General features: G+C 51.2%; 27 protein-coding genes. 16 read left to right on the top strand and 11 right to left on the bottom strand.

The annotated features are described in order from the left end of the window. Positions 1-31: 31 nt before the first annotated feature. Both CFLAV_RS19590 and CFLAV_RS19585 read right to left on the bottom strand, forming a co-directional pair. Positions 32-745, bottom strand: coding sequence for a HEAT repeat domain-containing protein (locus CFLAV_RS19590; protein ID WP_007416549.1), 714 nt, complete (start codon positions 743-745; stop codon positions 32-34). After that, a complete protein-coding gene (locus CFLAV_RS19585; RefSeq protein WP_007416548.1) occupies positions 742-957 on the bottom strand; it encodes a putative toxin in 216 nt (71 codons plus the stop codon). The genes CFLAV_RS19590 and CFLAV_RS19585 overlap by 4 nt, the downstream gene beginning before the upstream one ends. 85 nt (positions 958-1,042) lie before the next feature. Here CFLAV_RS19585 and CFLAV_RS19580 point away from each other — a divergent pair, with 85 nt between their 5' ends. After that, a complete protein-coding gene (locus CFLAV_RS19580; RefSeq protein ID WP_083808748.1) occupies positions 1,043-2,182 on the top strand; it encodes a hypothetical protein in 1,140 nt (379 codons plus the stop codon). 154 nt (positions 2,183-2,336) lie between these two features. On the opposite strand, the gene CFLAV_RS19575 is transcribed toward CFLAV_RS19580, so the two are convergent. After that, positions 2,337-2,774 carry an RHS repeat-associated core domain-containing protein gene (locus CFLAV_RS19575; RefSeq protein WP_007416547.1) on the bottom strand — a complete coding sequence of 146 codons (438 nt, stop codon included), beginning with the start codon at positions 2,772-2,774 and terminating at the stop codon, positions 2,337-2,339. Between CFLAV_RS19575 and CFLAV_RS19570 the strand changes: the two genes are divergently transcribed. The 4 genes from CFLAV_RS19570 to CFLAV_RS19560 all read left to right on the top strand — a co-directional run bounded on the left by CFLAV_RS19570 (position 2,763) and on the right by CFLAV_RS19560 (position 8,059). Beyond that, complete coding sequence (locus tag CFLAV_RS19570) at positions 2,763-4,685, top strand: hypothetical protein (RefSeq protein WP_150107505.1); 1,923 nt, start codon at positions 2,763-2,765, stop codon at positions 4,683-4,685. The two genes, CFLAV_RS19575 and CFLAV_RS19570, sit on opposite strands and share 12 nt — an antisense overlap. A gap of 38 nt (positions 4,686-4,723) precedes the next feature. Beyond that, positions 4,724-4,891, top strand: coding sequence for a hypothetical protein (locus CFLAV_RS35615; RefSeq protein WP_007416545.1), 168 nt, complete (start codon positions 4,724-4,726; stop codon positions 4,889-4,891). Positions 4,892-5,078: 187 nt separating this feature from the next. After that, entirely contained in the window at positions 5,079-5,645 is a 567-nt protein-coding gene (locus CFLAV_RS19565) for an anthranilate synthase component II (RefSeq protein ID WP_007416544.1), read from the top strand. A 35-nt stretch (positions 5,646-5,680) separates the two neighbouring features. Further along, positions 5,681-8,059, top strand: a complete 2,379-nt coding sequence (locus CFLAV_RS19560) for a DUF3604 domain-containing protein (RefSeq protein WP_007416543.1) — start codon at positions 5,681-5,683, stop codon at positions 8,057-8,059. A gap of 12 nt (positions 8,060-8,071) precedes the next feature. Here CFLAV_RS19560 and infA read toward each other — a convergent pair whose 3' ends face one another. Beyond that, a complete protein-coding gene (infA, locus tag CFLAV_RS19555) occupies positions 8,072-8,284 on the bottom strand; it encodes a translation initiation factor IF-1 (protein ID WP_007416542.1) in 213 nt (70 codons plus the stop codon). Between the two features lie 127 nt (positions 8,285-8,411). Further along, complete coding sequence (locus CFLAV_RS19550; RefSeq protein ID WP_007416541.1) at positions 8,412-8,795, bottom strand: RNA recognition motif domain-containing protein; 384 nt, start codon at positions 8,793-8,795, stop codon at positions 8,412-8,414. 329 nt (positions 8,796-9,124) lie between these two features. On the opposite strand from CFLAV_RS19550, the gene CFLAV_RS19545 reads away from it, so the two are divergent. Both CFLAV_RS19545 and CFLAV_RS19540 read left to right on the top strand, forming a co-directional pair. Then, the gene (locus CFLAV_RS19545; RefSeq protein ID WP_007416540.1) at positions 9,125-10,105 is read left to right on the top strand and encodes an SPFH domain-containing protein; all 981 of its coding nucleotides are present in this window, start codon (positions 9,125-9,127) and stop codon (positions 10,103-10,105) included. After that, complete coding sequence (locus CFLAV_RS19540) at positions 10,102-10,995, top strand: SPFH domain-containing protein (protein ID WP_007416539.1); 894 nt, start codon at positions 10,102-10,104, stop codon at positions 10,993-10,995. The genes CFLAV_RS19545 and CFLAV_RS19540 overlap by 4 nt, the downstream gene beginning before the upstream one ends. Positions 10,996-11,014: 19 nt before the next feature. On the opposite strand, the gene CFLAV_RS19535 is transcribed toward CFLAV_RS19540, so the two are convergent. After that, positions 11,015-12,004 carry a Gfo/Idh/MocA family protein gene (locus CFLAV_RS19535; RefSeq protein ID WP_040549521.1) on the bottom strand — a complete coding sequence of 330 codons (990 nt, stop codon included), beginning with the start codon at positions 12,002-12,004 and terminating at the stop codon, positions 11,015-11,017. 170 nt (positions 12,005-12,174) lie between these two features. Here CFLAV_RS19535 and lat point away from each other — a divergent pair, with 170 nt between their 5' ends. From lat to CFLAV_RS19520, 3 genes are all read left to right on the top strand, one after another. Next, complete coding sequence (gene lat, locus CFLAV_RS19530; protein WP_007416537.1) at positions 12,175-13,557, top strand: L-lysine 6-transaminase; 1,383 nt, start codon at positions 12,175-12,177, stop codon at positions 13,555-13,557. Between the two features lie 20 nt (positions 13,558-13,577). After that, the gene (amaB, locus tag CFLAV_RS19525; RefSeq protein ID WP_007416536.1) at positions 13,578-15,143 is read left to right on the top strand and encodes an L-piperidine-6-carboxylate dehydrogenase; all 1,566 of its coding nucleotides are present in this window, start codon (positions 13,578-13,580) and stop codon (positions 15,141-15,143) included. A 117-nt stretch (positions 15,144-15,260) separates the two neighbouring features. Next, a complete protein-coding gene (locus CFLAV_RS19520; protein ID WP_007416535.1) occupies positions 15,261-16,706 on the top strand; it encodes a hypothetical protein in 1,446 nt (481 codons plus the stop codon). A 29-nt stretch (positions 16,707-16,735) separates the two neighbouring features. Here CFLAV_RS19520 and CFLAV_RS36565 read toward each other — a convergent pair whose 3' ends face one another. Then, a complete protein-coding gene (locus CFLAV_RS36565; RefSeq protein WP_237712428.1) occupies positions 16,736-16,951 on the bottom strand; it encodes a hypothetical protein in 216 nt (71 codons plus the stop codon). Here CFLAV_RS36565 and CFLAV_RS19515 point away from each other — a divergent pair. From CFLAV_RS19515 to CFLAV_RS19505, 3 genes are read left to right on the top strand one after another with little or no spacing between them, the layout of a single operon-like run. Continuing rightward, positions 16,851-17,726: a DMT family transporter gene (locus tag CFLAV_RS19515; protein ID WP_491066586.1), complete on the top strand. Its 876-nt coding sequence runs from the start codon at positions 16,851-16,853 to the stop codon at positions 17,724-17,726. The two genes, CFLAV_RS36565 and CFLAV_RS19515, sit on opposite strands and share 101 nt — an antisense overlap. Positions 17,727-17,768: 42 nt before the next feature. Further along, positions 17,769-18,245, top strand: a complete 477-nt coding sequence (locus tag CFLAV_RS19510; protein WP_007416533.1) for a hypothetical protein — start codon at positions 17,769-17,771, stop codon at positions 18,243-18,245. A 35-nt stretch (positions 18,246-18,280) separates the two neighbouring features. Next, positions 18,281-19,366: a serine hydrolase domain-containing protein gene (locus CFLAV_RS19505; protein ID WP_007416532.1), complete on the top strand. Its 1,086-nt coding sequence runs from the start codon at positions 18,281-18,283 to the stop codon at positions 19,364-19,366. Positions 19,367-19,385: 19 nt separating this feature from the next. Here the strand turns inward: CFLAV_RS19505 and CFLAV_RS19500 are convergent, their stop codons facing one another. Then, a complete protein-coding gene (locus tag CFLAV_RS19500) occupies positions 19,386-19,871 on the bottom strand; it encodes a putative molybdenum carrier protein (RefSeq protein ID WP_040549516.1) in 486 nt (161 codons plus the stop codon). 35 nt (positions 19,872-19,906) lie between these two features. Here CFLAV_RS19500 and CFLAV_RS19495 point away from each other — a divergent pair, with 35 nt between their 5' ends. After that, positions 19,907-20,284 (top strand): (2Fe-2S) ferredoxin domain-containing protein, encoded by a 378-nt coding sequence (locus CFLAV_RS19495; RefSeq protein ID WP_007416530.1) that lies wholly within the window; start codon positions 19,907-19,909, stop codon positions 20,282-20,284. Positions 20,285-20,647: 363 nt separating this feature from the next. Here the strand turns inward: CFLAV_RS19495 and CFLAV_RS19490 are convergent, their stop codons facing one another. Together CFLAV_RS19490 and CFLAV_RS19485 are read right to left on the bottom strand one after the other, a co-directional pair. Then, on the bottom strand, positions 20,648-20,977 hold the full coding sequence (locus CFLAV_RS19490; RefSeq protein WP_007416528.1) for a 4a-hydroxytetrahydrobiopterin dehydratase: 330 nt from the start codon (positions 20,975-20,977) through the stop codon (positions 20,648-20,650). Positions 20,978-21,026: 49 nt separating this feature from the next. Continuing rightward, entirely contained in the window at positions 21,027-22,460 is a 1,434-nt protein-coding gene (locus tag CFLAV_RS19485; protein ID WP_007416527.1) for a hypothetical protein, read from the bottom strand. Between the two features lie 91 nt (positions 22,461-22,551). On the opposite strand from CFLAV_RS19485, the gene CFLAV_RS19480 reads away from it, so the two are divergent. Further along, on the top strand, positions 22,552-22,971 hold the full coding sequence (locus CFLAV_RS19480) for a hypothetical protein (RefSeq protein WP_150107504.1): 420 nt from the start codon (positions 22,552-22,554) through the stop codon (positions 22,969-22,971). 399 nt (positions 22,972-23,370) lie between these two features. Here CFLAV_RS19480 and CFLAV_RS19475 read toward each other — a convergent pair whose 3' ends face one another. Continuing rightward, positions 23,371-24,096, bottom strand: coding sequence for a glycosyltransferase (locus tag CFLAV_RS19475; protein ID WP_007416525.1), 726 nt, complete (start codon positions 24,094-24,096; stop codon positions 23,371-23,373). A gap of 814 nt (positions 24,097-24,910) precedes the next feature. On the opposite strand from CFLAV_RS19475, the gene CFLAV_RS19465 reads away from it, so the two are divergent. Continuing rightward, positions 24,911-25,092, top strand: a 182-nt coding sequence (locus CFLAV_RS19465; protein WP_007416524.1) for a hypothetical protein, incomplete at its 3' end; no start/stop codon positions are given.

Below are 25,092 nucleotides of genomic sequence, written 5' to 3'. Positions count from 1 at the left end.
TGAGGACGGCGAGGATGGTATTCTCAACCCACTAATGCCCCATGTCTTTTAGTTTATTGACAGTTTTTTTCGCTTCTCGGCGAATCCAAGCCTTCGGATGGTTAATGAAGCGTTCAATGGTCGGCAGGCATTCTTTAGCATTTAGCTTTCTCAACCCGATAATAGCATGTCCAGAAACTTCATCATCCTCAAGCAGCTTGATAAGCACAGCCATTGCTCGAGGATTTTTTGTTTTCCCCAACGCAATGGCTAGCATTTGTCGAGCAATGCCGTGACGCTTATCCTCTATCAAATCGATAAGATCGTCAGAAATCTCGTCGTCAGCAAGTATCTCAAGGGCGCTGCCAATGGTCCACTTCAACCCCGTATTCGCACTATCAGGAGTGTTACGAAATTCTGTCACAAGTACTCTTGCGGCATCGCTCGCCCATGGAACTGACAGCGCTCTGATAATGGTTTCTTTAACGAGTGGATTTGTTGTCTTGACGAGCCACTTCGTTAGGATGGGAACAGTATTTTTATATGCGTCGGATTGTGCAAGCGCCGCAAGCGAGCCAATATCGTATCCACATGAAGCCAGTTCCGCCATTAATGGCGCCACTGCCGCCTTAAATTCTTCTCCCGCGGCTATCCGCTGCCTTTCCTGTTCCTGTAAGCGATCTTGATACTGCGGGTCTCGCTCTCGCTGCTTCAACAGCTCGCCCGCAGTTCTATTCGACCGCTTTGGCTGCGAAAATCTCCTCATGGTAATTGTTGCACTATGATATTTGGAACGGCATTTATCACCGATGATGACAATGTAGTATTAGCAGAGACAGTTAATTGAAACTGATACCCCATTTGCTGCGCGTAAGCAATAAAATCCTGAAGTTGAGGAGTCATCGAAAGATATTGCACGTTTTTGGTGTCCCCAATAAGTTTTAACGCGGGATTGAGTAGGTCAGCGAGTTGACTCATAATTAATGACACCGGAGAGAGGTTGGGAAGCCGGACTGAAGGAATACGTTGCCTCACGGGAAAATGACACCGACAAACTTGGAGAATGAAGATGCCAAAGAGCAGTTGTCGGACGGAAGAGTTGGAACGTTTGCGGAGGCGGTATGCCGGTCGAGGGCGGGAAGGAAAAACGCGGATGCTCGATGAGTTTTGTGAACATCATGGCTATGATCGCAAGCATGCGATCAAGTTGTTGGGGGATCAATTGCCCAAGCCCAAGGGCGGAGTGCGCCCCGGGGCCGAACCGGTCTATGAGCCGGTGCGTGAGGTGGTCGAGCGGATCTGGAAAGCCAGTGAACAGCTTTGTGGCAAGCGGCTGGAACCGGCGCTGGCCCTGTGGTTGCCGCATTATGGCAAGCACTACGGCAGTCTTTTGCCAGCACAGAAGAAGCTCTTGGGAAAGGTCAGTGCCGCGACCCTGGACCGGCTGCTGGCGCCGCTCAAAGCGGAAGTCCCTCGCCGGTTATGTGGCACCCGGCCCGGCACGCTGTTGCGGACCCAGATTCCCATTCAGGGGGAAGTGTGGGATGAGCAACGTCCGGGATTTTTGGAGGCGGACAGCGTGGCGCATTGCGGTTCCAGCCTGGCGGGTGATTTCATTTGGAGCCTGACCTACACGTGTTTGGGGAGTGGGTGGACGGAAGGTCGGGCCGTGTGGAACAAGGGTGCCCAAGGGGTGTTGGAGCAAACCCGGGACGTGGAAAAAAACCTGCCATTTCCTTTGCTGGGGATGGATTTTGACAATGGGAGCGAATGGCTGAACTGGCATCTGGTGCGTTACCTGCAGGAGCGCGTGGTGCCCGTAAAACTCACCCGCTCACGCCCTTATCATAAAGATGACAATGCGCATGTGGAGCAGAAGAACTGGATGTGGCCGCGGCAGGTTCTGGGCTATGCCCGGTTGGAATCTCCGGCAGCGGTGCCCTTGATCAACCAGCTTTACAAGGAAACCTGGGGGCCATTGCAGAACTTTTTTCTGCCCTCAGCCAAGCTGGTGGCCAAGCATCGGGAAGGCAGCCGCTGGGTTCGCCGTCACGACCGTCCGCAGACGGCCTACCAGCGGCTGGTGAGCAGCGGACAACTGGGTAGGAAACAGGCGCAACGGTTGCGCGACTGGTATTACGCCGTCGATCCCTTTGAACTGGCCAGGCAAACGGATAAACAACTCAGACCGATCTTAAAATGAGGACGGGATGGAAGAATGAGAAATTTTTTTGCCCCTGCTGCTGCAGCAGCAGGGGCAAAAGGACCCTCCTGACGGAGGGAAAAACAATAAACACGTCGGTGTCATTTAATGTGAGGCAACGAATACCCAAATCCGGTCCAATCCCCGGTGTCATTTATCCTTGAGGCAACAGGTCAGGAATACGATAGCACGCCGTGCCATTCAATGACGGAATACGTGTCGTATTCTTTAGAAGACCGGTTGCGTTTTCAGCCGCTTGGCCCAATCCTTGGTTCACCCGGGCTTGATTTGCATTGTCAGAGAAAAAATCTTCAACCTTACTCCATAGCGTTTCCACTCCCTCCTCAACCTCAGCTTCTACTTTTTCTATCGCTGGTTCCAATTCTTGCAATAACGGTTCTAGTTCCTCTACCACTGGCTCATATTGAAGCCCAAATCGATCAATCTTGTTGATCGGACTGTTGCCCACATACCCGTAGAGGTTAATTCCTCCCGCTTCCTTTATTGGATCACGGTTTAACCACCTTTGGAGGTTGGGTTCATAGTAGCGATAGCCGTAGTAGTAGGTGCCGGAGTTGGGGTGGAGTTCCAAGAATTTCGAGACCTCACGTCGTATGTCGCATATCTATACAGCGCAAAAGATTTTGCTGATTACAGCGCCACTCTTTCCGATGAAGAAATCGCTACGTTGCGGTTTCGTTCGATGCTGAGAACTCACACCATGGTGGTGAGAAACTGGGGCTATGAAGAGCAAACCATTCGTGTCCTGAAGCAGCTATACGAGCCTCTCGAAGAAGCGATCGAAGGCGAGCTTGGCATCCGTGTTTGTTTGGTGGTCGATGCTGTTCGCTCGCAACTTGAATCCGCTGGCCAACGACTTCAAGAACACGTCACTAGAGTCAAATCCTTCATGAAACCGAAGACTGTGGAAGGTGCTGTTGAGGCGTATCTACGAGTTTTCAAGGATAACGGCATCCAAGTTGAGGTGGTAAGGAGTTGGGTAAGAGATAATGGCTGGACGTTTGAGAATGTTCGAGTGATGCTTTTGAACCGTAGCAATTCATTCTTGCTTACAGCATTCGCGTTCGAAGCAGGTGATTTCGTCAACGCCTATTCGGATACTGCCATTGCGCCGGACGTCCAACGGATGTTTTCCAATTGGGCGATGGAACTCGGAGAGTTGCGTGATTCGAACAGACACCATCTACTTCTTGCCAACCCGATCTGGCTGCGACCTATCATTCGAGCGACGCCCAATATTCTATTCTGGCCGATCTTGTCGCTCTTCCAAGGATTCTGCTTTCTATTGTTTGAAGCACTTATAAGTCAAAGTCCGGCCTTAAAACAAAAATATTTGAAGCGACGAGGGGAATTTTTAGAGCAATATACTTCCCAACTATTCCAGCAGAGGTTTCCTGATGCGGAGTGTTTCAAAGGCAGTAAATGGGAAAATCCTGATGCGGGGGAAAAAGGTGAAAACGACCTCCTTTTGATCTTCGACTCTATCGCCCTTATTGTCGAAGAAAAGTCCGGTGCGATTAATCCGATAGCAAAAAGGGGGGGACTCAGCATCAAACAGGAAATTGAGCAATTGATCACTGAAGCAACAAAACAAGCTCATGCATTCGCCGCCTTATTGCGAGATCATCCACGGAAACACGCTTTTACAACTGAGAGAGGAGCCGTAAACAAAGTTGATGCGTCAAAAATTAAACAAATTTTTTGCTTAACCATCACTTTGGAAAGATTTGGGCCGATAGCGACTCAACTTCCTGGATTGCAGGCTGCGGGCCTTGCAAGGCCTAACGTTCCTCCAGTTCCGACCGTGTCGCTAGCAGACCTTGAGATTGCATTAGAACTTTTTGCAACGCCTTATGAGTTGTTGCATTATTTAACCCGGCGCGCTGCTTTCGAGCTGCACCGCCAGTTTATTGGGGATGAACTCGACCTGCTAGTCTACTATCTTCAAACTGGATTCGCGGAAAAATCTCTACCAGACTCCAAGGTCCTTCTTGTGCTTAGCCGCCTCCGTAGCAAATTGGATCCTTTTTTCATGGGCTCTTCAGATGACGTTCAATTTGAACGTCCCAAACGATCGTTAAGCAAATGGTGGCAACAGATCTTTGAAGCATTAGACAGAAAAGGTGTTAGAAGACGATATGAGATCGGCTGCGTGCTTCTCGACATGCCTGATGAAGATCAACATGCTTTTGAAGATCAATTTGGAGAACTTTCCACAAAAGTAAAACAGCAACTGCATTCAACGTTCGAAAATGTAGAGGCTATTTGGAATCCCGTGAAATCTGCAGTTCTAAACGCCGTCGTGGTGGCTACTCCAGTATTAACAGAAATATACCCCAAGCGTGACTTAGTTGTGAGAAATTTTGCCGAGCGTGCGATGATTGAGACCGGCGCGGACCAAGCGCTTGTCATACTGGTAGATGTGGAACTTGAGCACTGGCCGTATTCAGGGATTTATCTGCTGGACAAAGCTTTAATGTAAAATCCTGCTGCTTAAGACATGCGGTCGATTCGGATGGAATGGTGAGGCCCACAGTGGTGCCGTTGCTGGGAGTTGGCGTCGAGATGACGTTGGTTAGATCAACGGGGCCGGTGGGATTGCAGTCGTCTGACGGACCGTTGGGTGTGAGGAAGCTGGCCGCCGTGAAGTTTCCGGGCGGGTTCACGCGGGATGCGATGGTGTTGTAATAGTTGGTGATGAGCTAGCCGGGGACGGGGTAAACAAAGACGCGAGCGTAAGGGCCGCACACGGAAATTCTTCGGGTGATGGGATACAGAATGTTAACGGGGATGGAAAGAAGTTTTTGAAAGTTTTTGAAGTCTGACCTTTACGGTTTCCAAATCCTCCAGCGTAGTGTAGGCTGATTGTCTGTTTATGGTTCTCGTTATCGACAATTACGATTCGTTTACTTACAACCTGGTGCAATATCTGGGCGAAATGAAGGTGGACCTGCAGGTCCATCGCAATGACCAGATCACGCTTGACCAGATCAAGGACCTGAACCCTGAACGCATCATGATTTCGCCCGGTCCCTGCTCGCCGCGCGAATCGGGTTTGTCCAACGAAATCATCCGCACCTTCGGCCCCAAGCTACCGCTCTTTGGTGTCTGTCTCGGCCATCAATGCATCGGCCATACCTTCGGCGCTGAAGTCGTTGTGAATTATCGCATGATGCACGGCAAAACCTCGCCGATTTCGCATGATGGCAAGTATCTCTTCCAGGACATGCCGAATCCCTTTGCAGCCACCCGCTATCATTCACTCGTGATCAAGCGCGATACCATTCCAGATTGCCTGGAAATTACTGCTGAAACCGACGAAGGCGAAATCATGGGCGTGCGTCATAAGGAATATCCCATCTGGGGCGTGCAGTTTCATCCGGAGAGCATTTTGACGGATCAGGGTCGCACCATCCTGAAGAACTTCTTAAAGCTGAAGTAACCTTTACAAACGGCGTTTCGTCTAGCTCACCAACCATGATGAAACGCGGATTTCTCTTCTGCTTCTTCCTGCTCATTGCCCTGAGCCTTCGTGCTCAAAAATTGCAGGAACCATTTTTTCTTTACGATCCCGCGGATCAAAAGATTCCAGCCACCATGCTGGAGAATGAATTATTTTACGATGCCGGGGTTGCCTCAACTCCTGATGGGTTGTGGTTGGCATGGCTGGAACTTCAACCGGGAAAGGGCGATGTCCTTTGGGTTGGTTGCCGCAAACCTGATGGCAGCTGGTCACAAAAAATCCGCCTCAACACCGAACCTGGTGATTTTGCCAATCCCACTCCAGTCATCGATGCCAAAGGCGAACTTTGGGTTTCGTACGAAGCTGCCAGGGATGGAGATTGGGATGTTTTCGTTCAACAACTCAAGAAGGATGGATCGTTCGCCGCTCCCATCCGCGTCAGTCCCGGTGCAGGCGCCGACATCAACCATCGCGTTGTCGCTGATGCGAAGGAAGGTTTGTGGTTTGTCTGGCAGGGTGATCATGATGGTCAATTCGATATTTTCGCACGGCATGTGACTTCCCATGATCAACAAGAGCCGATACGCATCAGCGACTCACCTCTAGGCGATTGGGCCCCTGCCCTCACGATCACCAAGTCCGGCGATGTCCACATCGTTTGGGATAGTTACGATGGCGAGAGTTACAACGTGCTGGCACGCACTCTGCATGGCAATGAAATTGGCAGGATTGTCACTGTAGCCGACGGCCCTGCCTTCCAGGCGCATGCTCAGATTGCGGCCGAACCTTCCGGGCGGCTTTGGGCTTTATGGGAGGAGGATGGAGAAAATTGGGGCAAGGCTTATCGTGCCCGCACGCCAGGCGAAAAAGATTCCACCCTGATTACCGATCAACTCGGCCCACTCCATCGCTTTCGCCGCTTGCGTCTGGCGGAACTGGATTCCAAATCGCTGGCGGTTATTCGGACTATTGAAATTCCCATGCCCTCCCTGGAAGCCGCCGCCAAACGACCTGAAGCGCGTGCAGGATTCAGATACACCGGGGCTTTCTATGAAGGAGGTCAACTGACAATCGATCCCAAGGGCCGTCTCTGGATTACCTATCGCCACTTTTACACTCCCTGGATCGGCATCGTTCCAGAGCATCACAAACAGGATAGCTCGCTGCTCTACGCAAGGTGTCTCACAGGTGACAACTGGTCAAAACTCTATTCGTTCGAGGTGGGGCAAGGTGACAGCTTACAACGTTTTTCGGCAGTTCCCGGTCAGGATGGCATCGCAACTGTGTGGACGACCGGGCGCACCGATCGTCGGAAATCAGAGAAACCCCACGGTGTTGCGATTGCGAACATTCATTTGGAAGCAGGCACCTCAGCGATTCCAGTGTCCTCTGTCAAAATCGAACAGGCTTCATCACCACATTCCAAACCAGCCAAACATATCCGTCCCTCGACTGAACTCGCTGGCAAGGGCTACGAACTCTTCACTGGCGACCTTCACCGTCACACGGACATTTCGCTCTGCTTTGCCCCGAGCGATGGCTCGATTGACGACGCTTATCGCTATGCCATTGATGCGGCACCACTCGACTTTCTCGGCATCACCGATCACACGCATGACCTGGCCATGGGAAACCCGCTTAGCTTGATCTGGTGGCGCAGTCGGAAGGAAGTGAATCGGCACCAACTCATCGATCGTTTCGTCCCTTTTTATTCTTATGAACGCAGCCGGGTGGACACGGATCATAACGTCATTTCGCTGCGTGACGATATGCTGCGTCCACACACCTATCCGCTCACTCAGTTCTGGACCGAGTTGGATACAAATACCTTCACGATTGCACACCAGCCTTTTAACCGCATTTTGTGGAACTACAAAGACGATGTGCATCGGCCCCTAATGGAAATTTATCAGGGTTTTCGCAATGATGCCAAAGAGAAGGATGCGAAGGAAGGTCTCTTACGCGGCCATAAGTTCGGCATTATTGCCAGCAGCGATCATCTTTCCACTGATGCCAGCTTCGCCTGTGTTTGGGCCGAGAAACCAACGCGCGAGAGCATTTTTCGGGCGATGCAGGCAAGGCGCACGTTTGGAGCCACGGCGCATATCAAACTGAAGGTTTTTGCTGGTGAACATTGGATGGGAGAAAGTTTCAGCACCAACTCAATGTCACCGATCAAAGTCGAAGTGAAAGGAACAGCCCCAATTTCCAGTGTGGATTTACTGGTGGATGGAGACCTTAAGAAAAGTCTTCCAGGGAATGCGGCAGAAGGAACATTTTCCTTCGAACCAGATGGGACCCTCACCGGATCCCATATTTTTTATGTGCGGTTGCAACAAGCTGACGGCAACCGCGCCTGGGCTTCTCCCTTTTGGGTCGAGATCAAGCCCTGACTGTCCAACTCTTTACTGCAGGCGATACACGATGCGGGCCTTGTCCAAATCGTAGGGGGACATTTCCATCTTCACGCGGTCACCCACTGTCAGACGGATAAAGCGCTTGCGCATTTTGCCGGAAATGTGCGCGAGCACCTGATGCTTGTTATCGAGTTCGACTTTAAACATCGTTCCCGCCAAAACGGCCAGGATTCTACCTTCTACTTCAATATGATCTTCCATTACTTTCCTTCACGAACTGCCGGGATTTAAAAACTTGTTTCAGACGTCAAAGGGCAGTCTTTGAAAAGAAACAAAAAAGGTGTGGAACTCCGATGAATCCCACACCATGAAAATGGGGTTCTAACAATTAGCCGCGGTATTCGCGACGAGAACCGCGGTCTCCGCCGCGTCCACCACCACCGCCGCCGCCGCGATATCCACCACCGCCTCCGCCTCCGCCACCACCGCGGTAACCGCCTCCACCACCACCACCGCCGCGTTCTTCACGAGGACGGGCTTCGTTAACCGTTAGCGGGCGACCACCAAAATCAGTTCCATTCAACGCCTGGACAGCAGCCTGGGCGCCTTCCTGGGTTTCCATGGTAACGAATCCGAAACCGCGAGGACGGCCGCTGAATTTGTCCATGATCAAATCAACACTGGTCACCGGACCGTGTTGGGCAAACATATCCTGCAATTCATTTTCAGTTGCAGTAAATGGGAGATTTCCCACGTAGAGTTTAGTACTCATGATGATTTACTTTTCCTTAGACTGACCGTTTCTTTCCAGACCGTTCCCGACCGCCGGGTTTCAAATCATCACTGAATACTCGTTCAACTGAAGATTTTCCTAGCCTTGAAATCGACAAGTTATCTAACAAACACTGTAATCATAAACCTGCATATGGAAAATGCAATGGTTAATACTACTGCTCCATAACGCATCCTGCTGCCTGATTATTAAAGGGTTAAGAACTCTCCCACCAGCTATCAGGTTTACTCTCCATTACAATCCCGAGGTCCGTTTCCACTTGGCTTGGCAGGGTTGGTCCATTACTAAAGAACAAACCTAAATACTATATGACCATCATCCTAGGCTGTCTAATTGGGTTCGTTGCATGGTTTGCCATACGTTATGTTGCGGGAGGGTTTTATACCGTAGACCAAAATGAACGAGCAGTAAAAACCGGCTTCGGACGTGCCGAACGAGTTCCCAATGCGACGACTCTGGATGATCCCATCTCCGAACCTCTCGATGCCGAAGAAAAGGAACGATACAATTACCCTCAAGTTCGGGTAATTCCACCCGGTGGCCCATATTGGAAATGGCCCTGGGAAAAAGTTTATAAGGTGACTGTCTCCACACAGACCCTGAACATGGCTTTCGATCCGGAAAACCGCTCCGCGAATGTGAGCGGGACCATTCTGGAAGCCGTAACCAAGGATCAGTTAAATACCGGGCTCACAGGACAGATTCGTTACCGCATCGCTGAACGGAACCTCTATGCCTACTTGTTTGCAGTAAAAAATCCGATTGCTCACGTCATGGGTTACTTCGTTTCGGTGCTGCGTGAACGGATTGCCAACTTTGAAGCGCCGGCATCATCTTCCAACCCGGCCGACGAAGTTGTCAGCACTTCCGGAATCTCCATCAATGATCTGCGCAAGAACTTACGTGACTTGAATGAACGCATGGACAGCGAATGTCGTTCCTCCTCCGCTCGATATGGCATCGTCCTGGATGCTTCCTTAATTACCGGCATTGATCCGCCGCCCGAGGTGGAATCCGCCCTGGCCGCGATTAACACCGCCCACAATCTCGTCTCTTCGGATATAAGTTTGGCCCAGGCTGCTGCTGACCAGCGCATTGAACAATCGAAGCGCGCGGTGGAAATCGAAACTCTCAAGGCCCAGGCCGAAGTGGAGCCATTGAACTCGCTCGCGAACCAACTCACCGAGTTGAAGCGGAGCGGGAAGGAAGCCCTGCCCTCCTACGTGCGAAATGTACGGCTCACCCTTTTCAACCAGGCACAACAAGTATTTCTGGAGGTAAAAAAATGATTCACCTTTTAATGGCTGCCGCCATCACGTTCGTGGCCTGTTTTATCATAGTGCCCATCCTGCTTGGCGTCTTAAGAATATTCGGCTTATACACCATCGTGGAGGAGCGGCGGTGCCATGTGTATATGCTGTTCGGAAAAGTGGTGACCACCATTGATGAGCCTGGCCTGCACATTCTGTTGTTCAAACTTGGCTGGCGCGCACCAATCATCAATTGGGTTGGGCATCGATTTGTAATCGACCTGCGACTGGATCAGGAATATCTCCGCAGCCAACCGGTGAACTCCGAAGAAGGGGCGCCGATGGGAATTGGAATCTGGTATGAAATGTTCATTAGTGACCCGGTTTCGTATCTCTATAAGAATGCCGACCCTCGCGGTTCACTCGCCGCCAACGTGAGCAACTCGACTGTCCGGTGCCTGAGCAACATGAAATTGGCGGACATGTTGGAGAACCGTCATTCCATGAGCCAGACCGTTCGCACCGAAGTTTCCCCGCAATCCCACGAATGGGGTTACAAACTCGGGTCAGTTTACATTCGCAAGGTTCACTTCCGCGACACCGGCATGATTAAACAGATCGAGGAAAAAGTGGTAAATCGGTTGCGGCAGGTCACCTCTGCAATCAAACAGGACGGGGCCAACCAGGTGAGCATCATCACCAGCACTGCGGAGCGCCAGGCAGCCATTGCCTTTGCGAAAGCAGGCGCCATGCGGCCGCAAATTGTCGGGCAGGCGTTGCAAAAGCTTTCACAGGATCCGGAAGTTGCCGCAGCCCTGTTTGAAATCCTCGAAACCCAGAAAATTATTGCGGGCGAAGCCCGTATCACGCTCATTCCTGAAAAGAGCGGACTAATTACAGAGCTACTGGCGGCTCAACCGGGGAAATAATAATCCAGACCAGGCCGGATCAAAGTCCACCATTCCTGCTGATGACGTCGGCAATCTTCACCGATTTGCCGCCTTGCCGCTTGCTTTCATCAGCAGCTTCCATGAAGGCATAAATGGCAATCGTCTCTTCATTCGGGACTGGAGCAATACCAGTCTGGAAAAAGTTCATGATCTGCCGCACCAACGGGGCGTAATCATCAGTTCCCTTCGCTTGCTCAACCACCGCCTTGCTCCCAAATACAGTTACTTTATGGACCGAAGCAACAGACGAATTCCGAGCTCCTCGAAAGGTTCCCACCCTGCCACCAGCCCACACGCCTGTTGCTACATCCGTATCTGGTGTCGATGTTCGAACGACACTCACACAATCCGGCCCCATCACGGTAAAGAGAGCCTCGGTCGGGTGAATGCCATACCAAAAGAAATCAGGATGATGCTCCTCCAGTTCGCAAGGCCCGTATGAAATGGCTCCCATGATTGTTCCGACGTTGGTGCCTTTTAATTCAACCATGCTATTGTAAAAGCGATAGGCGGAGGAACTGAACCAGGGTGTTTTGCTCTCCTTCGCCAACCTGTTGATTTCCAGGACCTCCTTGAGCGAACTCGCAATCGGTTTGTCGATGAAGACTGGTTTATGAGCTTTGAGCACAGGACGCACCTGCTCCAGTTTGGGCCGTCCATCCAGGCTCTCCAACAAAACCACATCCACCTCTTTGCATAAGTCGTCCACGGATGTCATTTCCTTCACGCCATATTTCTCGCGCAAGTCCCCGGCAATTTTTTCAACACGGTCGGCACTATCTTTAATGTCAGCGCTGCCGCCTTTATAAAAGACGACCACTTTGGCGCCCTCGACATGATTTTTATCGGTGGGATCATTGAAAATCTTCGTAAAAGCCGTGGCGTGCGAAGTGTCGCATCCAATGATACCGATCCTAAGCTCGGCGCCCATGACCCCAGCACTGGCAGAAAGCGATAGAAAACCCAGCAGAATTGCTCTCAAGTTCATATGTAAATAATCGAGGTGAAACGCTAACAGGCCATATTGCACTTGGAAAATGAAATTTGGAAGTGCACAAAAGTGCCATATGACAAATCCCCATTTCGCTTGAATCCGCATACGACTTCTGATTAGCGTAGCCAGTCTTACTGTTAGGTTCTATATTCCTTTAGACTTATATGCCGACGATCGAAAAGTTTTCTTCAAAAGAAACAGGCAGCAAGCCAGCGGCTAAAATCCGCGGGACAATCGCAGCACGCGACGTAATTGCTGAACTCGAAAAACATATCCTGGTGGATGGCTTCAAGATCGTCATAGATCTGGAGAAAAGCCGTGGGTCCATTCTCGTGGACGCCCCCAGCGGCAGGGAAATTGTCGATCTGTACAGCTTTTATGCCTCCACACCCGTTGGCTATAACCATCCCTATCTCAGCCGGCCCGATGTGGAGGCCGATCTGCTTGCAGCCGCGAAGATCAAGGTGGCCAATGCCGACATGTATTCGGTACAGTACGCCACCTTCGTAGATACCTTCGCCCGCGTCATGCCTTTACCACCCCTGAACCGATTCTTCTTTATCGAAGGCGGTGCGTTGGCGGTGGAAAATGCCCTTAAAGCTGCGATGGACTGGAAAGTGCGCAAGAACCTGGCAGCCGGCCTTGGCGAACGCGGCACTGAAATTATTCATTTCGAAAGAGCATTTCATGGTCGTACTGGCTACACGATGAGCCTGACGAATACTGACCCCAAGAAGGTGCAGTACTTCGCCAAATTTCCCTGGCCGCGCATCAGCTCCCCTTACATCGATTACTCCCTGCCAGCAGCACAGCGTGCCCAGGCAGCGGCCGAGAAGGAAAAGCTTGCCGAGAAACAGATTCGCGAAGTCATCGCCCAAAAGGGTCCGGATATTGCCGCCATTATTATTGAGCCCGTTCAGGGTGAAGGTGGAGACAATCATTTCCGCACCGAATGGTTCAAAACTTTGCGCAGCATTTGTGATGAGAATGATATTTTGCTGATTTTTGATGAAGTTCAGACCGGCATGGGATTAACCGGCAAAGGCTGGTGCTGCGAGCATTTCGGCGTCATGCCTGATTTGCTGTCCTTCGGCAAGAAAGCCCAGGTTTGCGGCATCATGGCTGGACCGCGCCTGGATGAAGTGAAGGAAAATGTTTTCCGCGTGCCGAGCCGCATCAATTCGACCTGGGGCGGCAACTTTACCGATTTCGTTCGATCCACACATTTCCTCCGCATCATCGAAGAGGAGAAGCTCGTGGAAAACGCGCGCCTCAAGGGCGAACTGTTCCAAAGCGAGTTGCAGAATCTGGCGCGCAAACATCCGGTGATCAGCGCCGTGCGTGGTCGAGGCTTGATGCTTGCCTTCGATCTCCCCAACGGCACCATGCGCGATGCTTTTTGGAAAGGCTCTTATGAACTCGGATTGCTGGTCGTTCGCTGTGGTGACCGCTCGATTCGGCTCCGCCCGGTCCTTGACGTAAAAGAGGATACGATTGAAGCTGCCTTGCGGATTATGGATGGCGAATGCCGTCGTTTGAATACTTAAACTTTTGCAACTTTTGACCCATGGCTAAATCAACTTCCTCGAGCAAAAAGAGCGCCTTCTCACCCGCAGCCCTGTTTAAGCGGCTGGGACTCCGCGATGTGAATCCCGGTGTGTTTAACGGCAAATGGACCGGCAATGGCAAAGTCATTAACAGCATTTCGCCCATTGATGGCAAGGTGCTGGGCAAGGTGAAGCAGGCCACAGCCGAAGAGTATGAAACATCGGTTCAGGCTGCCGTAAAAGCCTATGAATCCTGGCGCAACGTTCCTGCACCCAGACGCGGAGAAATCATCCGTCAGTTGGGCAATGCCCTCCGTGCAGCCAAGAAAGATCTCGGCCAATTGGTATCCCTGGAAGCAGGTAAGATTACAGCCGAAGGTGAAGGCGAAGTGCAGGAGATGATTGATATCTGTGATTTCGCGGTCGGCCTGTCCCGCCAGCTTTATGGACTCACCATTGCTTCCGAACGTCCGCAGCATCGCATGATGGAGCAATGGCATCCGTTGGGCGTGGTCGGAGTCATCACCTCTTTCAACTTTCCAATCGCCGTTTGGTCGTGGAATAGCGCACTGGCTGCTGTCTGCGGCAACTCCGTCATCTGGAAGCCCTCCGGCCAGACTCCGCTGACAGCGATTGCCACCACCAAAATCGCCGAGAAGGTCTGCCGGGATAACAATATCGACCCCGCCATTTTCACACTCGTCTCAGGCGATGCCGAAACCGTTGGCAACCGAATGACAAATGATCGTCGTCTGCCGCTTATCTCTGCAACGGGTTCGACCCGCATGGGCCGCCAGGTCGGCGAAGTAGTCAGCAAACGCCTGGGCCGCAGCCTGCTGGAACTTGGTGGCAACAACGCCATTATTGTCACCCCAAGTGCGAGCATGGATTTGGCGGTTCGAGGCATTGTGTTCGGTGCGGTCGGCACTGCCGGTCAACGCTGCACTTCCACGCGCCGTGTATTTGCACACGAATCCATCCTGCCGCAATTAACGGAGCGGCTTGTGTCCGCCTACAAACAGGTTCGTATCGGAAACCCGCTGGAGTCCGGGGTCCTCATGGGACCTTTAATCAGCACCAGGGCAGTTGATGCGATGCAAACCGCGATCAAGGAGCTCCAGCGCGAAGGCGGCAAAGTGCTTTATGGAGGCGAGCTTCTCAGCGGCGCACAATTCCCGGGTGGTCGTTATGTCCGTCCGTGCATTGCATCCGCCAAAGGTGATTACAAAATCGTGCATGAAGAAACCTTCGCACCGATTCTTTACCTGATACCTTACAATAATTTGGACGAAGCCATTGCGCAGAACAATGCCGTTCCCCAGGGGCTTAGTTCAGCCATCTTTACCAATGAAATGCGCGAGGCTGAACAATTCCTCACCTGCTGTGGCAGCGATTGCGGGATTGCCAATGTGAACATTGGTACCAGCGGCGCGGAAATCGGCGGCGCCTTCGGCGGTGACAAGGACACGGGCGGTGGTCGCGAAAGCGGCAGCGACAGTTGGAAGGCTTATATGCGCCGCCAAACTGTGACCATCAATTACTCGACTCAATTGCCGCTGGCTCAAGGCATCCAATTTGGCTCCTGATCTCATCCACAACAGTTCGAAAGGGCAACGATGTTGCCCTTTTTCTTTTAAAAACTCTGCCGAATTACAATTGATTCGACTCCCGATTCAGATTATATAGAAACCAAGAGTATTTTTATGACCAGCCCAGCCACTGAAACTACTATCGGCCTAGCGAAAAACCCGCTTCGCGACTCCACCCCTTACGACCCGTCACGGTTCGATTGGCCGCTTGCTTATGATGCAGAAAAGTTGCTCAACGAGCACATCGGCCGTTTTCTGACGCTGAACAGCTTTGCAAAACGCCTGGCTGAGCGCATGCGCGACGAAACAGGCACCGACTTTTTTGAATGGGTTGATCACCTGGTTCTGTCACCCGCCGATGAACAGACGTTGCGTGCAGTTGGCTTCAGCAGCGACGAAGAAGCCGAAGCTGCCAAGGGAGATGTGGTGCTGCATCATCCTCGCGCCACCCTGCCCCGTGTGGTTCTGCGTGCGGGCCAAAAGCAGAATCCTTCGGTCATTGCGCTCCGTCCCGAATTTGTCACGGATTTCGCGGCGCGTCATAACCTTGCAGGCGAGATTGAAGGCGCTCCATTGACTCGTTTTCGCCGGACTACCGTTGCGGAAGAAAATGGCACGACCTTGGAAGCCGTCGAACGCCGCGCCTATCGAGGTTTCGTTCCCGCTCCGCATAAGGCTGGCGAATTGGAAGCCATTTTGAAGGTGAAGGAGATGTGGAAAACCCGTCGTCGATTTTTTGCAAATGATGCCGAAGGTTTCGTGCTCGCCAACCGTTTGTTGGATCAAAGCATCTCCCTCGTCGGTCGTGATCAGACCTGTCAGATTTACTTTGAAGAAGAGCGTGCCTACTGGGAATTGCGCAATCGCGCTGCCCGGGTGCAAAAGTTCCGCCAGGATCAATTGGGTCTCGGCTGGGGCAATCATGACCATCATACCTTCCGAGCATCCCGTCAGCATTTCGTTGATTTGATGGAGATTTTGCTAAAGTTGGGCTTCGAGAAGCGTGAGCGCTATTATGCTGGAGCCGAAGCTGGTTGGGGAGCGCAGATTTCTGAACAAGCCATCGTTGGCATCACCGTTTTTGCGGATGTTGATTTGATGCCTGATGAAACCCAGATCGATTTCGCCAGCCATCGCCTGCCAGCGGCTCCCAAGTTGGGCACGGTGGGACTGTGGTGTGGTTTGCATGGGGAAAGTTTTCTTAGCGCCGGAATGCACCATCTGGAAGCCCGCTTTGATTACCACTTGCTCCGCGACCAATTGCAGGAACATGGCATCAAAACGATGAATCCATTTTCCAATTTTGAATTCCTCCGGCAGGCCTTCACTGAAGGAGAACGTTGGAAGGTGGCGCGTGATCGAGCTGAACACCTGCTCTCTGCGAAACTCATCACTCAGGAGCAATTCGATAAGTTCATGAATGAGGGTGCGCTGGGCAGCCATCTCGAAAACCTGCAACGGCATGGCGGCTTCAAAGGTTTCAATCAGAAATCCGTGAGTGTGGTCATTTCGGCCACCGATCCCCGCCGCAACCATTTTGAACACGCCGCAACTCATTAACATGGTCTAACCGGGCCATCGAAATTTCATCAGTCGCATGAAGAGAGCATTGCTTCATGCGACTGAATTTTTTTAACCCGCCGACGCCCGACTTTTAAAATGTTCCCCGCATTTTTAACCACCATCTTTTTTTCCATTTCAGTCATTTGTGGTAGTCGTTCTGCAAAGTTGATTGGTGGAACGGAAGCAAATTTTTGGCGTCTGGCTTTTGCCACGTGCTTTCTATCGATCTGGGCATTTTCCATGGGCAAAGGTTTGTCGGGAGAAACCTTTCCGATCTTTTTGCTGAGTGGAATTATTGGAATCGGGATGGGTGATGTGGCTCTTTTCCAGGCTTTGCCACGGCTTGGTCCTGGAATGACGCTCCTTTTGACTCGGTGCATGGCACCCCCCTTGACAGCACTGATCGAATGGCTTTGGCTGGGCACGACGCTTCGTCCAATGCAGGTGTTTTATGGAAGCATCATTTTGGTTGGCATTGTTGTTTCACTGGCTCCAGGCAGACACTTAAAACTTTCGCGCGAGAAATTTGTGCCCGGGGTTTTGTTTTGCGTATTCGCAGCTCTGGGGGATGGCGTCGGGGCGGTGCTGAGCCGAAAGGCATACGGCATGATTCACAGCAAGGAGGATTTCATCGATGGCGGCACGGCGGCGTTTCAGCGGATCATTGGTGGTTTGTTGGTAGCGGGTATTTGTCTTCTGGTGGTGAAATGGCGGTCAATCAAATTGCATATCAATCGGTCTGACGAAATTGACACCCTGCCTTCCTGGGAGAAGTGGCGTCGGGTGCTACCGTGGATACTGGCCAACAGCCTGGCAGGCCAGACGCTCGGGGTGAGCTGTTACCAGTGGGCGTTTCAGACCACACCGGCGGCTATCGTGGTTTCGATCGTGGCAACGACTCCTCTGGTTGCCATGCCGATAATACGGATTATCGATGGTGAACGACCGAGTCGGCATTCCATCGTGGGCGGGATTATAGCTGTCGTAGGAGTTGTGGGTTTGGCGTTGCTCAAGTAGTCAGGCTTTGCGATTATTAAGTCACAACGAATCACCTGAGTTATGAGCTTTCTAAAAAGACTCTTTTCAAAACCGACTGAGCAACCAGAACAACCCTCCGAGTTTTTCCGTGAGGATGCGCCGGAATGGTTGATCACTTTGACCGAGGATTTGGCAGATGGCAGTTCCATTGAGGTGCGCCTCAGCCTGTTTGCATCCACCCGCTCCGGCTCCGCGCAGGTGATTACCCGCTCCGGTGGCGAGCTTAAACAGAGCGTTCAGGTGGATGCTACGAGACAGGAATTTGATCGGTTGATGGTGATTCTTGGATTCTCATTTCCCAATGAGGTTAACCCAGTACCGGCAGGAACGGATGAGGCTTTTGTCACCATCACTGTCTGCAAACGCGAGCCTTTCTTTAGGCGCGGTGGAAAATGCAATCTAAACGGTTGGTTGGATTCGCGCAAGCCCGGTCCGCCATTGATTGAAATCGGAATGATTGTTACAGGCATAAAGCGGCGTGGTTTGCCGGGCAGTTGAATACAGAATCAACCATTGCATACCTATTCTGGACAATGAAAATAACTTCACTATTGTTCCTGCTCAGTTTGACGTTTATGGGATTAACGACTGCCAACTCAGCGGAGATCAAAGACCACACAACAGCAATCGATACCCTGTTCAAGAAGTTTGACCGAACGAACGGGCCGGGTGCGAGCGTGATGGTCATTCTTGATGGCAAAAAGGTTTTTACCAAATCTTATGGCCTGGCTGATGGGGAAGGAAAGGTTTGTGCCACACCCGACAGCAATTATCGATTGGCATCCGTGAGCAAACAGTTTACCGCGATGGCCATTATGATTCTGGCCGATCAGGGAAAGCTTTCTTTCGATGATCCCATTACCAAATTTTTTCCTGAGTTTCCGGAATATGGGAAATCCATCACGGTTCGGCACATGCTGAATCACACATCCGGCTTGATCGATTACGAGGATATCATCCCTCCAGGGACGACGATTCCTGTGCTGGATATCAATGTGCTCCGTCTGCTGAAGCAACAAGACAAGACGTATTTCTCACCGGGTTCGCAATTTAAATACAGCAATACTGGATTTGCTTTCCTGGCATTGATTGTGGAAAGAGTCTCCGGACAGACCTTCGCATCATTTCTCAGTGAAAACATTTTCAAGCCTTTGAGAATGGACCACACCCTGGCTTATGAACAAGGCATCTCCGCGGTTTCGAATCGCGCGTACGGCTATTCACCGGAGAAAGATGGCTTTCGTCGCACGGACCAAAGTCTAACCAGCTCAGTGTTAGGCGACGGCGGAATTTACTCGTCGGTCAACGATCTCTACAAATGGGATCAGGCTCTATACAATCTGAAGCTGGTTTCAAAAAAGACGTTTGAAGCTGCTTATACTCCCGGAAAATCAACGGAGCATGAGAATGGAATCCGATATGGATTCGGATGGTTTCTTTCTGAATATCGTGGACTGAAGCACATCTACCACACCGGAGATTCGATTGGCTTTCGCACCATCATTTCCCGATTTCCTGAGCAGCATTTTACGGTGATTGTTTTGAGCAACGAGCACGACGCGGAATTGCCGAGCGTCGCAAACAAAATCGTTGATCTTTACTTGTTCGATAACAAGTAAGTCGGAGTCTCAAAAGGAATTAAGCAGGCCTGCCCTGAAGGAACAACTTTTCCAGAGCGTTCCGAACAAAAATGCCGATGCCGGGTTCTTCCGATTCACGCGGGCCGGCGATGTTGAGCGACTTGGCTCTGTGATGTTGAATGAAGCTTGCCAGGCTTTGAGAAGGATTTGGTTCCGAGCGGAGAATGTGGAGAAGTGGTTTTCCGTGGCTTTGCGTGAACTCCAAGGTTTTCAGAGTCCCGCCGGAGAGCTCGGAGTTTAAACTGAAAATCACGGTGGCGTCGGAATCGCGGACATTCCATTCGGTGCGTTGAGCGGAATCAGCGGAGGGAATTTCTGTAAGCTGGTATTGCGAACCGAGTGGTCCGTCTTCTGCAAGGCGACCCCTTGGACACCAACCGCCATGTGGGATGCCATGAGCCAGGGCGAAATCGAGTGCGGCACGGTCGGCACCGGTTTGGCCGCCAGAGATTATTTTCTCGAACAACGCGAAGGATGAATTCATGATAGTCGAGTAATAATCTAGCATTGTTGTAAGCCATGACGAACGAATTGAAATCTGCCGCCGAGACTTTAGGCCTTGAATCGTATAAGCACCACATCTTCCTGTGCGCTGACCAAACGGATCCGAAGTGTTGCGCGCAAAGTGTCGGCATTGAAGCGTGGGAGTTTTTAAAGAAGCGGCTGAAGGAATTGAATCTTGTGGGTCCGAAGCCGTTGGTGTTTCGTACCAAGGCGAATTGTCTGCGAGTTTGCATCAAGGGGCCGATTGCCGTGGTTTATCCCGAGGGTGTTTGGTATCACTCGTGCACGCCCCCGGTCTTGGAGCGGATCATCCAAGAACACTTGATTGGTGGAAAGACGGTGTCCGAATTTGCCTTTGCGAAGAATCCGATGAGTCTGGAAGAAGGGGAATAAGTGAGGCGGGTAAAATTTTCGGAGGAATGAATAGAGTGCGCAATATTGCGTTCGTGGATTTCGCTTCGGGTGAGTGGGTGGAATTGTTTTAAATCGCAGGCCGAAGCGAGAATTCTTTTTAGGCGCGTAACTATACACGTGCCGGTCCTACGGACCTTAAGCGGTCGCGGGGTAATTTGGAGTACGGACGGAGATTGGCATGGGTGAGTGGAAACCGTTGGAAACGGTTACAGAAGAGCGGCACAGCGCCCACCCCCGCGCTGAAGCGACGGGGTTAACGAGAAGGAATGATGGTTTCAGGAAACCCATTCAAAAGTTGCTTGAATCGGCTTTTGTAAAATACCTTCCCAAACTTCACTCAGTTCAGAGAACGGTGTCCGCCTTCGCGGCAAAGACGAAATCGCTTTCGGTGAGGCCGTCGATCTTATGGGTCCAAAGCGTCAGTTTTACCTCGCCCCAGGCGAGATAGATATCGGGATGGTGATTAACCTGCTCTGCGAGTTCGCCCACTCGGTTGGTGAAAGCCAGGGCCTCTTTGAAGTTCTTGAATTTGTAATCCTTCTCCAGATGATGCTCGTGGATCACCTGCCAGCCGTTGCCCAACTGATCGGCAAGCTTGTTGAGTTCGAAGCCCTTCAGCGGCGGCATGCCGCCTTTGCAGGGAACGCATTCTTTTTGTGCCAATTCGTTCATAATATCTCCTGTCCGACTATCGTCCCCTGTTCTTAATGAGTCAAACACGTTACTTCACCGGAGCCTCGATGAAAGCCGCCTGACGGAGCAGGCTTTGGCGTGCAGCTTCATTGATTCCCGGGGCAAAGGCCGCCGGAGTGGTGCTGCGCGTGTGATTGGATTCGTGCACTTCGTAACCTCCTGCGGCCAACATCTCTTCAGTTGGCAAATAACTGATCGATTCCTGGCTGTAACCCCAAACTACGAGATGGCGAGGAGCGAGCCATTGTGTGATTTTGGGAACCCACTCCGCGCAAGGCTCGCCGCCGGAGTAAACCACCCATTGATTATCGGCGAGACGGATCAAGCCGAGAGGCCAGGCATCACCACGAGAAAAGCCATCTCCTGATTCATACCTGGGCAGCCAATACGCAGCAACGGCTTGTCGATATTTGCTTTTTTCCTCTTTTGCCATCGCTTCATAAATTTCCTTTCCGGGAGGTTTATCACGCGGAAGGAACGGACGATCCATGGTGCCGGCGAGATTCAGGTTTAGTTTGGTTCCACTGGTCTTAAGGGTGGCCATCACATCATCAGCCAGATCGTGACCGGCTTGTTGGAGATCTTCCGGCTTCGGAGCGCGGAATCGCTTTTTTTGCAAATCGGCCAGGATTCGGGGCCGCATGTCGCCAGCGGTGCCTTGAATGAATTGGCAGTGCAGGTCCTTCCCGAGTTTCTCACGCAGAGTGTTACGAGTGACGCCTGGAAAGTCGGCGGAGATTGCAGAACCCGCGTACTCATAAACAATCACTGGATGACATGAATACGAAAAGACCAGCGCCGGAGCTTTGCCATTCGTGGGTGTGAGTTTCATTACCCAGAGCTTTTCGTTCATGGGGCCGTCGGGATTTGGAATGATTCCGATCTTACCCTGCTTGTTTTTGCCGCGGCGATTGATACCGACTTTGGATGTGCCTTCAAAAACCTCGACCGTCACAGGAGAGAGATTGGTTTTAGCGGTACGAGTTGCGAGAATTAGTTTGTCGGTAAGAGATTTGAAATAATCCGATTCAATAGGTGGTGTTGGCTCAACCGCAGCCATCAAATCGCGAATCATATATGGTCCGCTGTGGGTATGGGAGCAGTTGATGACCACCAAATTATATTCAACCCCCAGTTCGCGCACGATGGCGGTGCGAATCCGGTCACTGAGATCATGCGCAATGCCCACCGTATCGAGAGAAACAAGGACAAGTCCGGTGCCTTTGGCATCTTTGAGGTAGGTTACCTGGGCGTAGAGCGGATCGAGAACCTTGGTGGACTTGGTGATGGGGCCGCCGCGACCGCCAAGATAAATGCCGAGCGGTGGGGTGATTTCCACTTCGGCCCAACCGGCGGATGGCTCACTGCCCGTTACCTGGCTTGCTGTATCAGCAAGGAGAGAAGTTTCAAAACCTGTCAGTAGCGAGAGCAGGATTCCGAAAAGCAGGCGCATGGAACTCATGGCAAAGGTTTTCCATGATTCTGTTTGCTCTGGCAATGAATTTCGTCCCGGGACAAGATCATCTCAGAGTTTTGTAAACCTGGATATGGTTATGCCCTTTATAGTCGAGCGCAGCTTTGCGAATCCCACACGCAGGATGTTACTCACGAGCCTGGTGCTTTGTTCAGGGCTATTTTGTGGCTGTGTTCAAGTGCTTCGTCCGTACAACCAAGCTTCCCAACAAAAGTTTCGTGTGAAGTCGGCGATGCCGTTGCATTACACAATCAGCGTAGCCAACGAAAGTGAGTATCGAGTTGCTGCTGACGGACGCGTGATTGTGGATGTTCCGCAACTGCAGCGCGGATGCGATACTTATTTGTTCGATATTGTGAAGATCAGTGATGGTTCTCCGTACAACCTTCGTGTGATTCAGCTTAAATCGAACAATCATGTTGTTCGCAAGCTCTCGCTGAATGATGTTGCAAAACTGCCTGTGGATGAGAAGGGATATCACCTTTTGACCGTTGAGTGAGGTGAATAAAATATTGGCAGGAATAACGTGGGGCGTGCCCCGGATTGCGCCGGTGGGTTCCGCTTCGGATTGCGCGCGTTGAACGATTTAACATCGCAGGCCGAAGCGGGGATACTATTTGTACGTTTTACCCGGGGTTGCGCCCAAAGTCGGGCTGGACCCCGGGCTTTCATACTCGCAGGCTTTCAGCGTGCGCAAACCCAGGGGTGGGAAAAGACACGTGCATTTGTACGATGGTGGATATAAAGTTCTCCGTGTTGAACAAAGCCGATGAATCAACCTGAAAAAATCAAAGGACGAAGCAGGATAATTGTTTACCTGGTTGTTGGTGGATTGATATTTTGTGCGATCATCGCCGGAATACTTCTCCGCGTCTTATTATCCTGAACGGCGCTGACCTCATCTTCTGCCATCGTACCAGGTGTGGCAGGCATCGCGGTTGGTGAGGGTGCCGCGCCAGTTGAAGATGGTTTTGAAAAGAAAACGGACGTGCTCGCCTCTTGAATAAAGATGCATTTTGCGGGCGGAGGTTATCAATGGATATCGATGGAGGATAACGATTTTCTTTCCGCGCACTTTGGCCAAACGTTTCAGTCTTTTGGTTAATTCGATTTCCTCGCTGGCGTAAAGCTTTTCATCAAATCCACCCAGTTCACGAAACGCCGACGCATCGCAAAAAATAAAAGATCCTGCCAACAAGTGCAAAGTTCGGCTTGCAGTGTTCCATAAACCGGCGACTCGATGTACCCAGAAAGAGCCACCATCGAGTTTGACGGTACATCCGCCAGCCAGCACTTTGCCGCTCGTGATGGTGTCCGCCACTTCAGCAAACAGTTCGCGACTCGGATGGGAATCGGCATCGACAAATATGAGCCAATCGCCAGAAGCTGCGCGAGCGCCGGAATTGCGAGCGCGGCCAATTTGGTTCACTGGTTCGAAAACAACACTCGCTCCTGCTTGTCGCGCCAGCTCTCCTGTACGGTCAGTCGAATTGTTGTCACAGACGACAATTTCGGTTTGCCATTGGCGTTCCTTGAAAGCGACGATGGCATCCTGAATACGACGCAATGTTTCGCCGATCAGCTTTTCTTCATTAAACGCTGGTATGACGATGGAGACTTTCATTTCATCGAACGACGGGATTGGAGAGGCCTATGCATGCGGCAAGAATATCACTGAAGTGGAGAGGATTGCAAAGTTGAGTGGTTGGAAGAGGCGGAAAAGTTGTTGGCCAGTTGAGAGAAGAAAACACAACTACAAGGAGCCGAGGAAAAAGCGAAATTGGGAAGCATTAGTAAGCATATACACTGCCAACAAACCTCCTTTTACTCTTTTAGTCTGGATATTCATGAATCATAATCATTGACTCAGTTAGTGTCTGCGGGTTAAAATAAAGGTCATGAAAGAAAGACAATGGACCCTTTTTAACATGCCTGTCATGGAGAATCACATTTGGTCAGTTCGAAATTCCCCGAGGCTCCGACCTCGAGTTAACCGGAGCTAACACGAGTTAACGAGTGTTAACGGCAGATAATTTTTTGAACTTACATGAAATTCAAAAGCGACAAGTTATCAGGTTTGGATGTGGGTCGCCTCTCCGTCCTCAGTTGGTTCGGACGGTATCGGAAGCCATCGGAAGGCATTAGAAGGTATCGGAAGGTTTAAAAAGAATTTTCTGACAGGAGTGAGTCAGAATGATACCGACTGGAAAAGATCAAGTGTTTTAAATGAATGCTGAAATCACATTCAGGAGTTCTGGTTGTTAGTAACCAATGATTGCCTGTGAGGGTCTTCCAATCTACATTTGGTCAGGGCTCATCGGTTGAACAAAGTTATTGTTTCATGAGTCCAACGCCGCAGTGGGTGAGAGTTTTCCCCATTGCAGGGATTGATGGAAATGATGTCAAAAATAGGCAGAAAGTCAGTAGGGAATTAAATTATGGCTGAAGTTGTTGCTGGTAAAAAGCGCAGTGGATGGCTCCGAAAATTAGGCTGGGTCTTCCTTATTCTTATCGTCTTGCTGGTCATCGCCTACTTCGTAGGTACGAGCTCAGCAGTTTTCAAAGGGGTGATTCTTCCGAAGGTGAGTAAATCTTTGAATGCGAACGTCACTGTTCAGGA

It is taken from the genome of Pedosphaera parvula Ellin514, from assembly GCF_000172555.1.
GTDB lineage: Bacteria > Verrucomicrobiota > Verrucomicrobiia > Limisphaerales > Pedosphaeraceae > Pedosphaera.
The sequence above is the reverse complement of the archived record's forward strand: the minus strand, read 5'-3'. Positions and strand labels throughout refer to the sequence as shown.

Bases quoted from the DNA above. Each gene is read 5' to 3' on its own strand.
- CFLAV_RS19590 (WP_007416549.1), bottom strand. From the start codon at position 745: ATGAGGAGATTTTCGCAGCCAAAGCGGTCGAATAGAACTGCGGGCGAG.
- CFLAV_RS19585 (WP_007416548.1), bottom strand. From the start codon at position 957: ATGAGTCAACTCGCTGACCTACTCAATCCCGCGTTAAAACTTATTGGG.
- CFLAV_RS19580 (WP_083808748.1), top strand. From the start codon at position 1,043: ATGAAGATGCCAAAGAGCAGTTGTCGGACGGAAGAGTTGGAACGTTTG.
- CFLAV_RS35615 (WP_007416545.1), top strand. From the start codon at position 4,724: ATGGTGAGGCCCACAGTGGTGCCGTTGCTGGGAGTTGGCGTCGAGATG.
- CFLAV_RS19565 (WP_007416544.1), top strand. From the start codon at position 5,079: ATGGTTCTCGTTATCGACAATTACGATTCGTTTACTTACAACCTGGTG.
- CFLAV_RS19560 (WP_007416543.1), top strand. From the start codon at position 5,681: ATGATGAAACGCGGATTTCTCTTCTGCTTCTTCCTGCTCATTGCCCTG.
- infA (WP_007416542.1), bottom strand. From the start codon at position 8,284: ATGGAAGATCATATTGAAGTAGAAGGTAGAATCCTGGCCGTTTTGGCG.
- CFLAV_RS19550 (WP_007416541.1), bottom strand. From the start codon at position 8,795: ATGAGTACTAAACTCTACGTGGGAAATCTCCCATTTACTGCAACTGAA.
- CFLAV_RS19545 (WP_007416540.1), top strand. From the start codon at position 9,125: ATGACCATCATCCTAGGCTGTCTAATTGGGTTCGTTGCATGGTTTGCC.
- CFLAV_RS19540 (WP_007416539.1), top strand. From the start codon at position 10,102: ATGATTCACCTTTTAATGGCTGCCGCCATCACGTTCGTGGCCTGTTTT.
- CFLAV_RS19535 (WP_040549521.1), bottom strand. From the start codon at position 12,004: ATGAACTTGAGAGCAATTCTGCTGGGTTTTCTATCGCTTTCTGCCAGT.
- lat (WP_007416537.1), top strand. From the start codon at position 12,175: ATGCCGACGATCGAAAAGTTTTCTTCAAAAGAAACAGGCAGCAAGCCA.
- amaB (WP_007416536.1), top strand. From the start codon at position 13,578: ATGGCTAAATCAACTTCCTCGAGCAAAAAGAGCGCCTTCTCACCCGCA.
- CFLAV_RS19520 (WP_007416535.1), top strand. From the start codon at position 15,261: ATGACCAGCCCAGCCACTGAAACTACTATCGGCCTAGCGAAAAACCCG.
- CFLAV_RS36565 (WP_237712428.1), bottom strand. From the start codon at position 16,951: ATGGAAAATGCCCAGATCGATAGAAAGCACGTGGCAAAAGCCAGACGC.
- CFLAV_RS19510 (WP_007416533.1), top strand. From the start codon at position 17,769: ATGAGCTTTCTAAAAAGACTCTTTTCAAAACCGACTGAGCAACCAGAA.
- CFLAV_RS19505 (WP_007416532.1), top strand. From the start codon at position 18,281: ATGAAAATAACTTCACTATTGTTCCTGCTCAGTTTGACGTTTATGGGA.
- CFLAV_RS19500 (WP_040549516.1), bottom strand. From the start codon at position 19,871: ATGAATTCATCCTTCGCGTTGTTCGAGAAAATAATCTCTGGCGGCCAA.
- CFLAV_RS19495 (WP_007416530.1), top strand. From the start codon at position 19,907: ATGACGAACGAATTGAAATCTGCCGCCGAGACTTTAGGCCTTGAATCG.
- CFLAV_RS19490 (WP_007416528.1), bottom strand. From the start codon at position 20,977: ATGAACGAATTGGCACAAAAAGAATGCGTTCCCTGCAAAGGCGGCATG.
- CFLAV_RS19485 (WP_007416527.1), bottom strand. From the start codon at position 22,460: ATGAGTTCCATGCGCCTGCTTTTCGGAATCCTGCTCTCGCTACTGACA.
- CFLAV_RS19480 (WP_150107504.1), top strand. From the start codon at position 22,552: ATGCCCTTTATAGTCGAGCGCAGCTTTGCGAATCCCACACGCAGGATG.
- CFLAV_RS19475 (WP_007416525.1), bottom strand. From the start codon at position 24,096: ATGAAAGTCTCCATCGTCATACCAGCGTTTAATGAAGAAAAGCTGATC.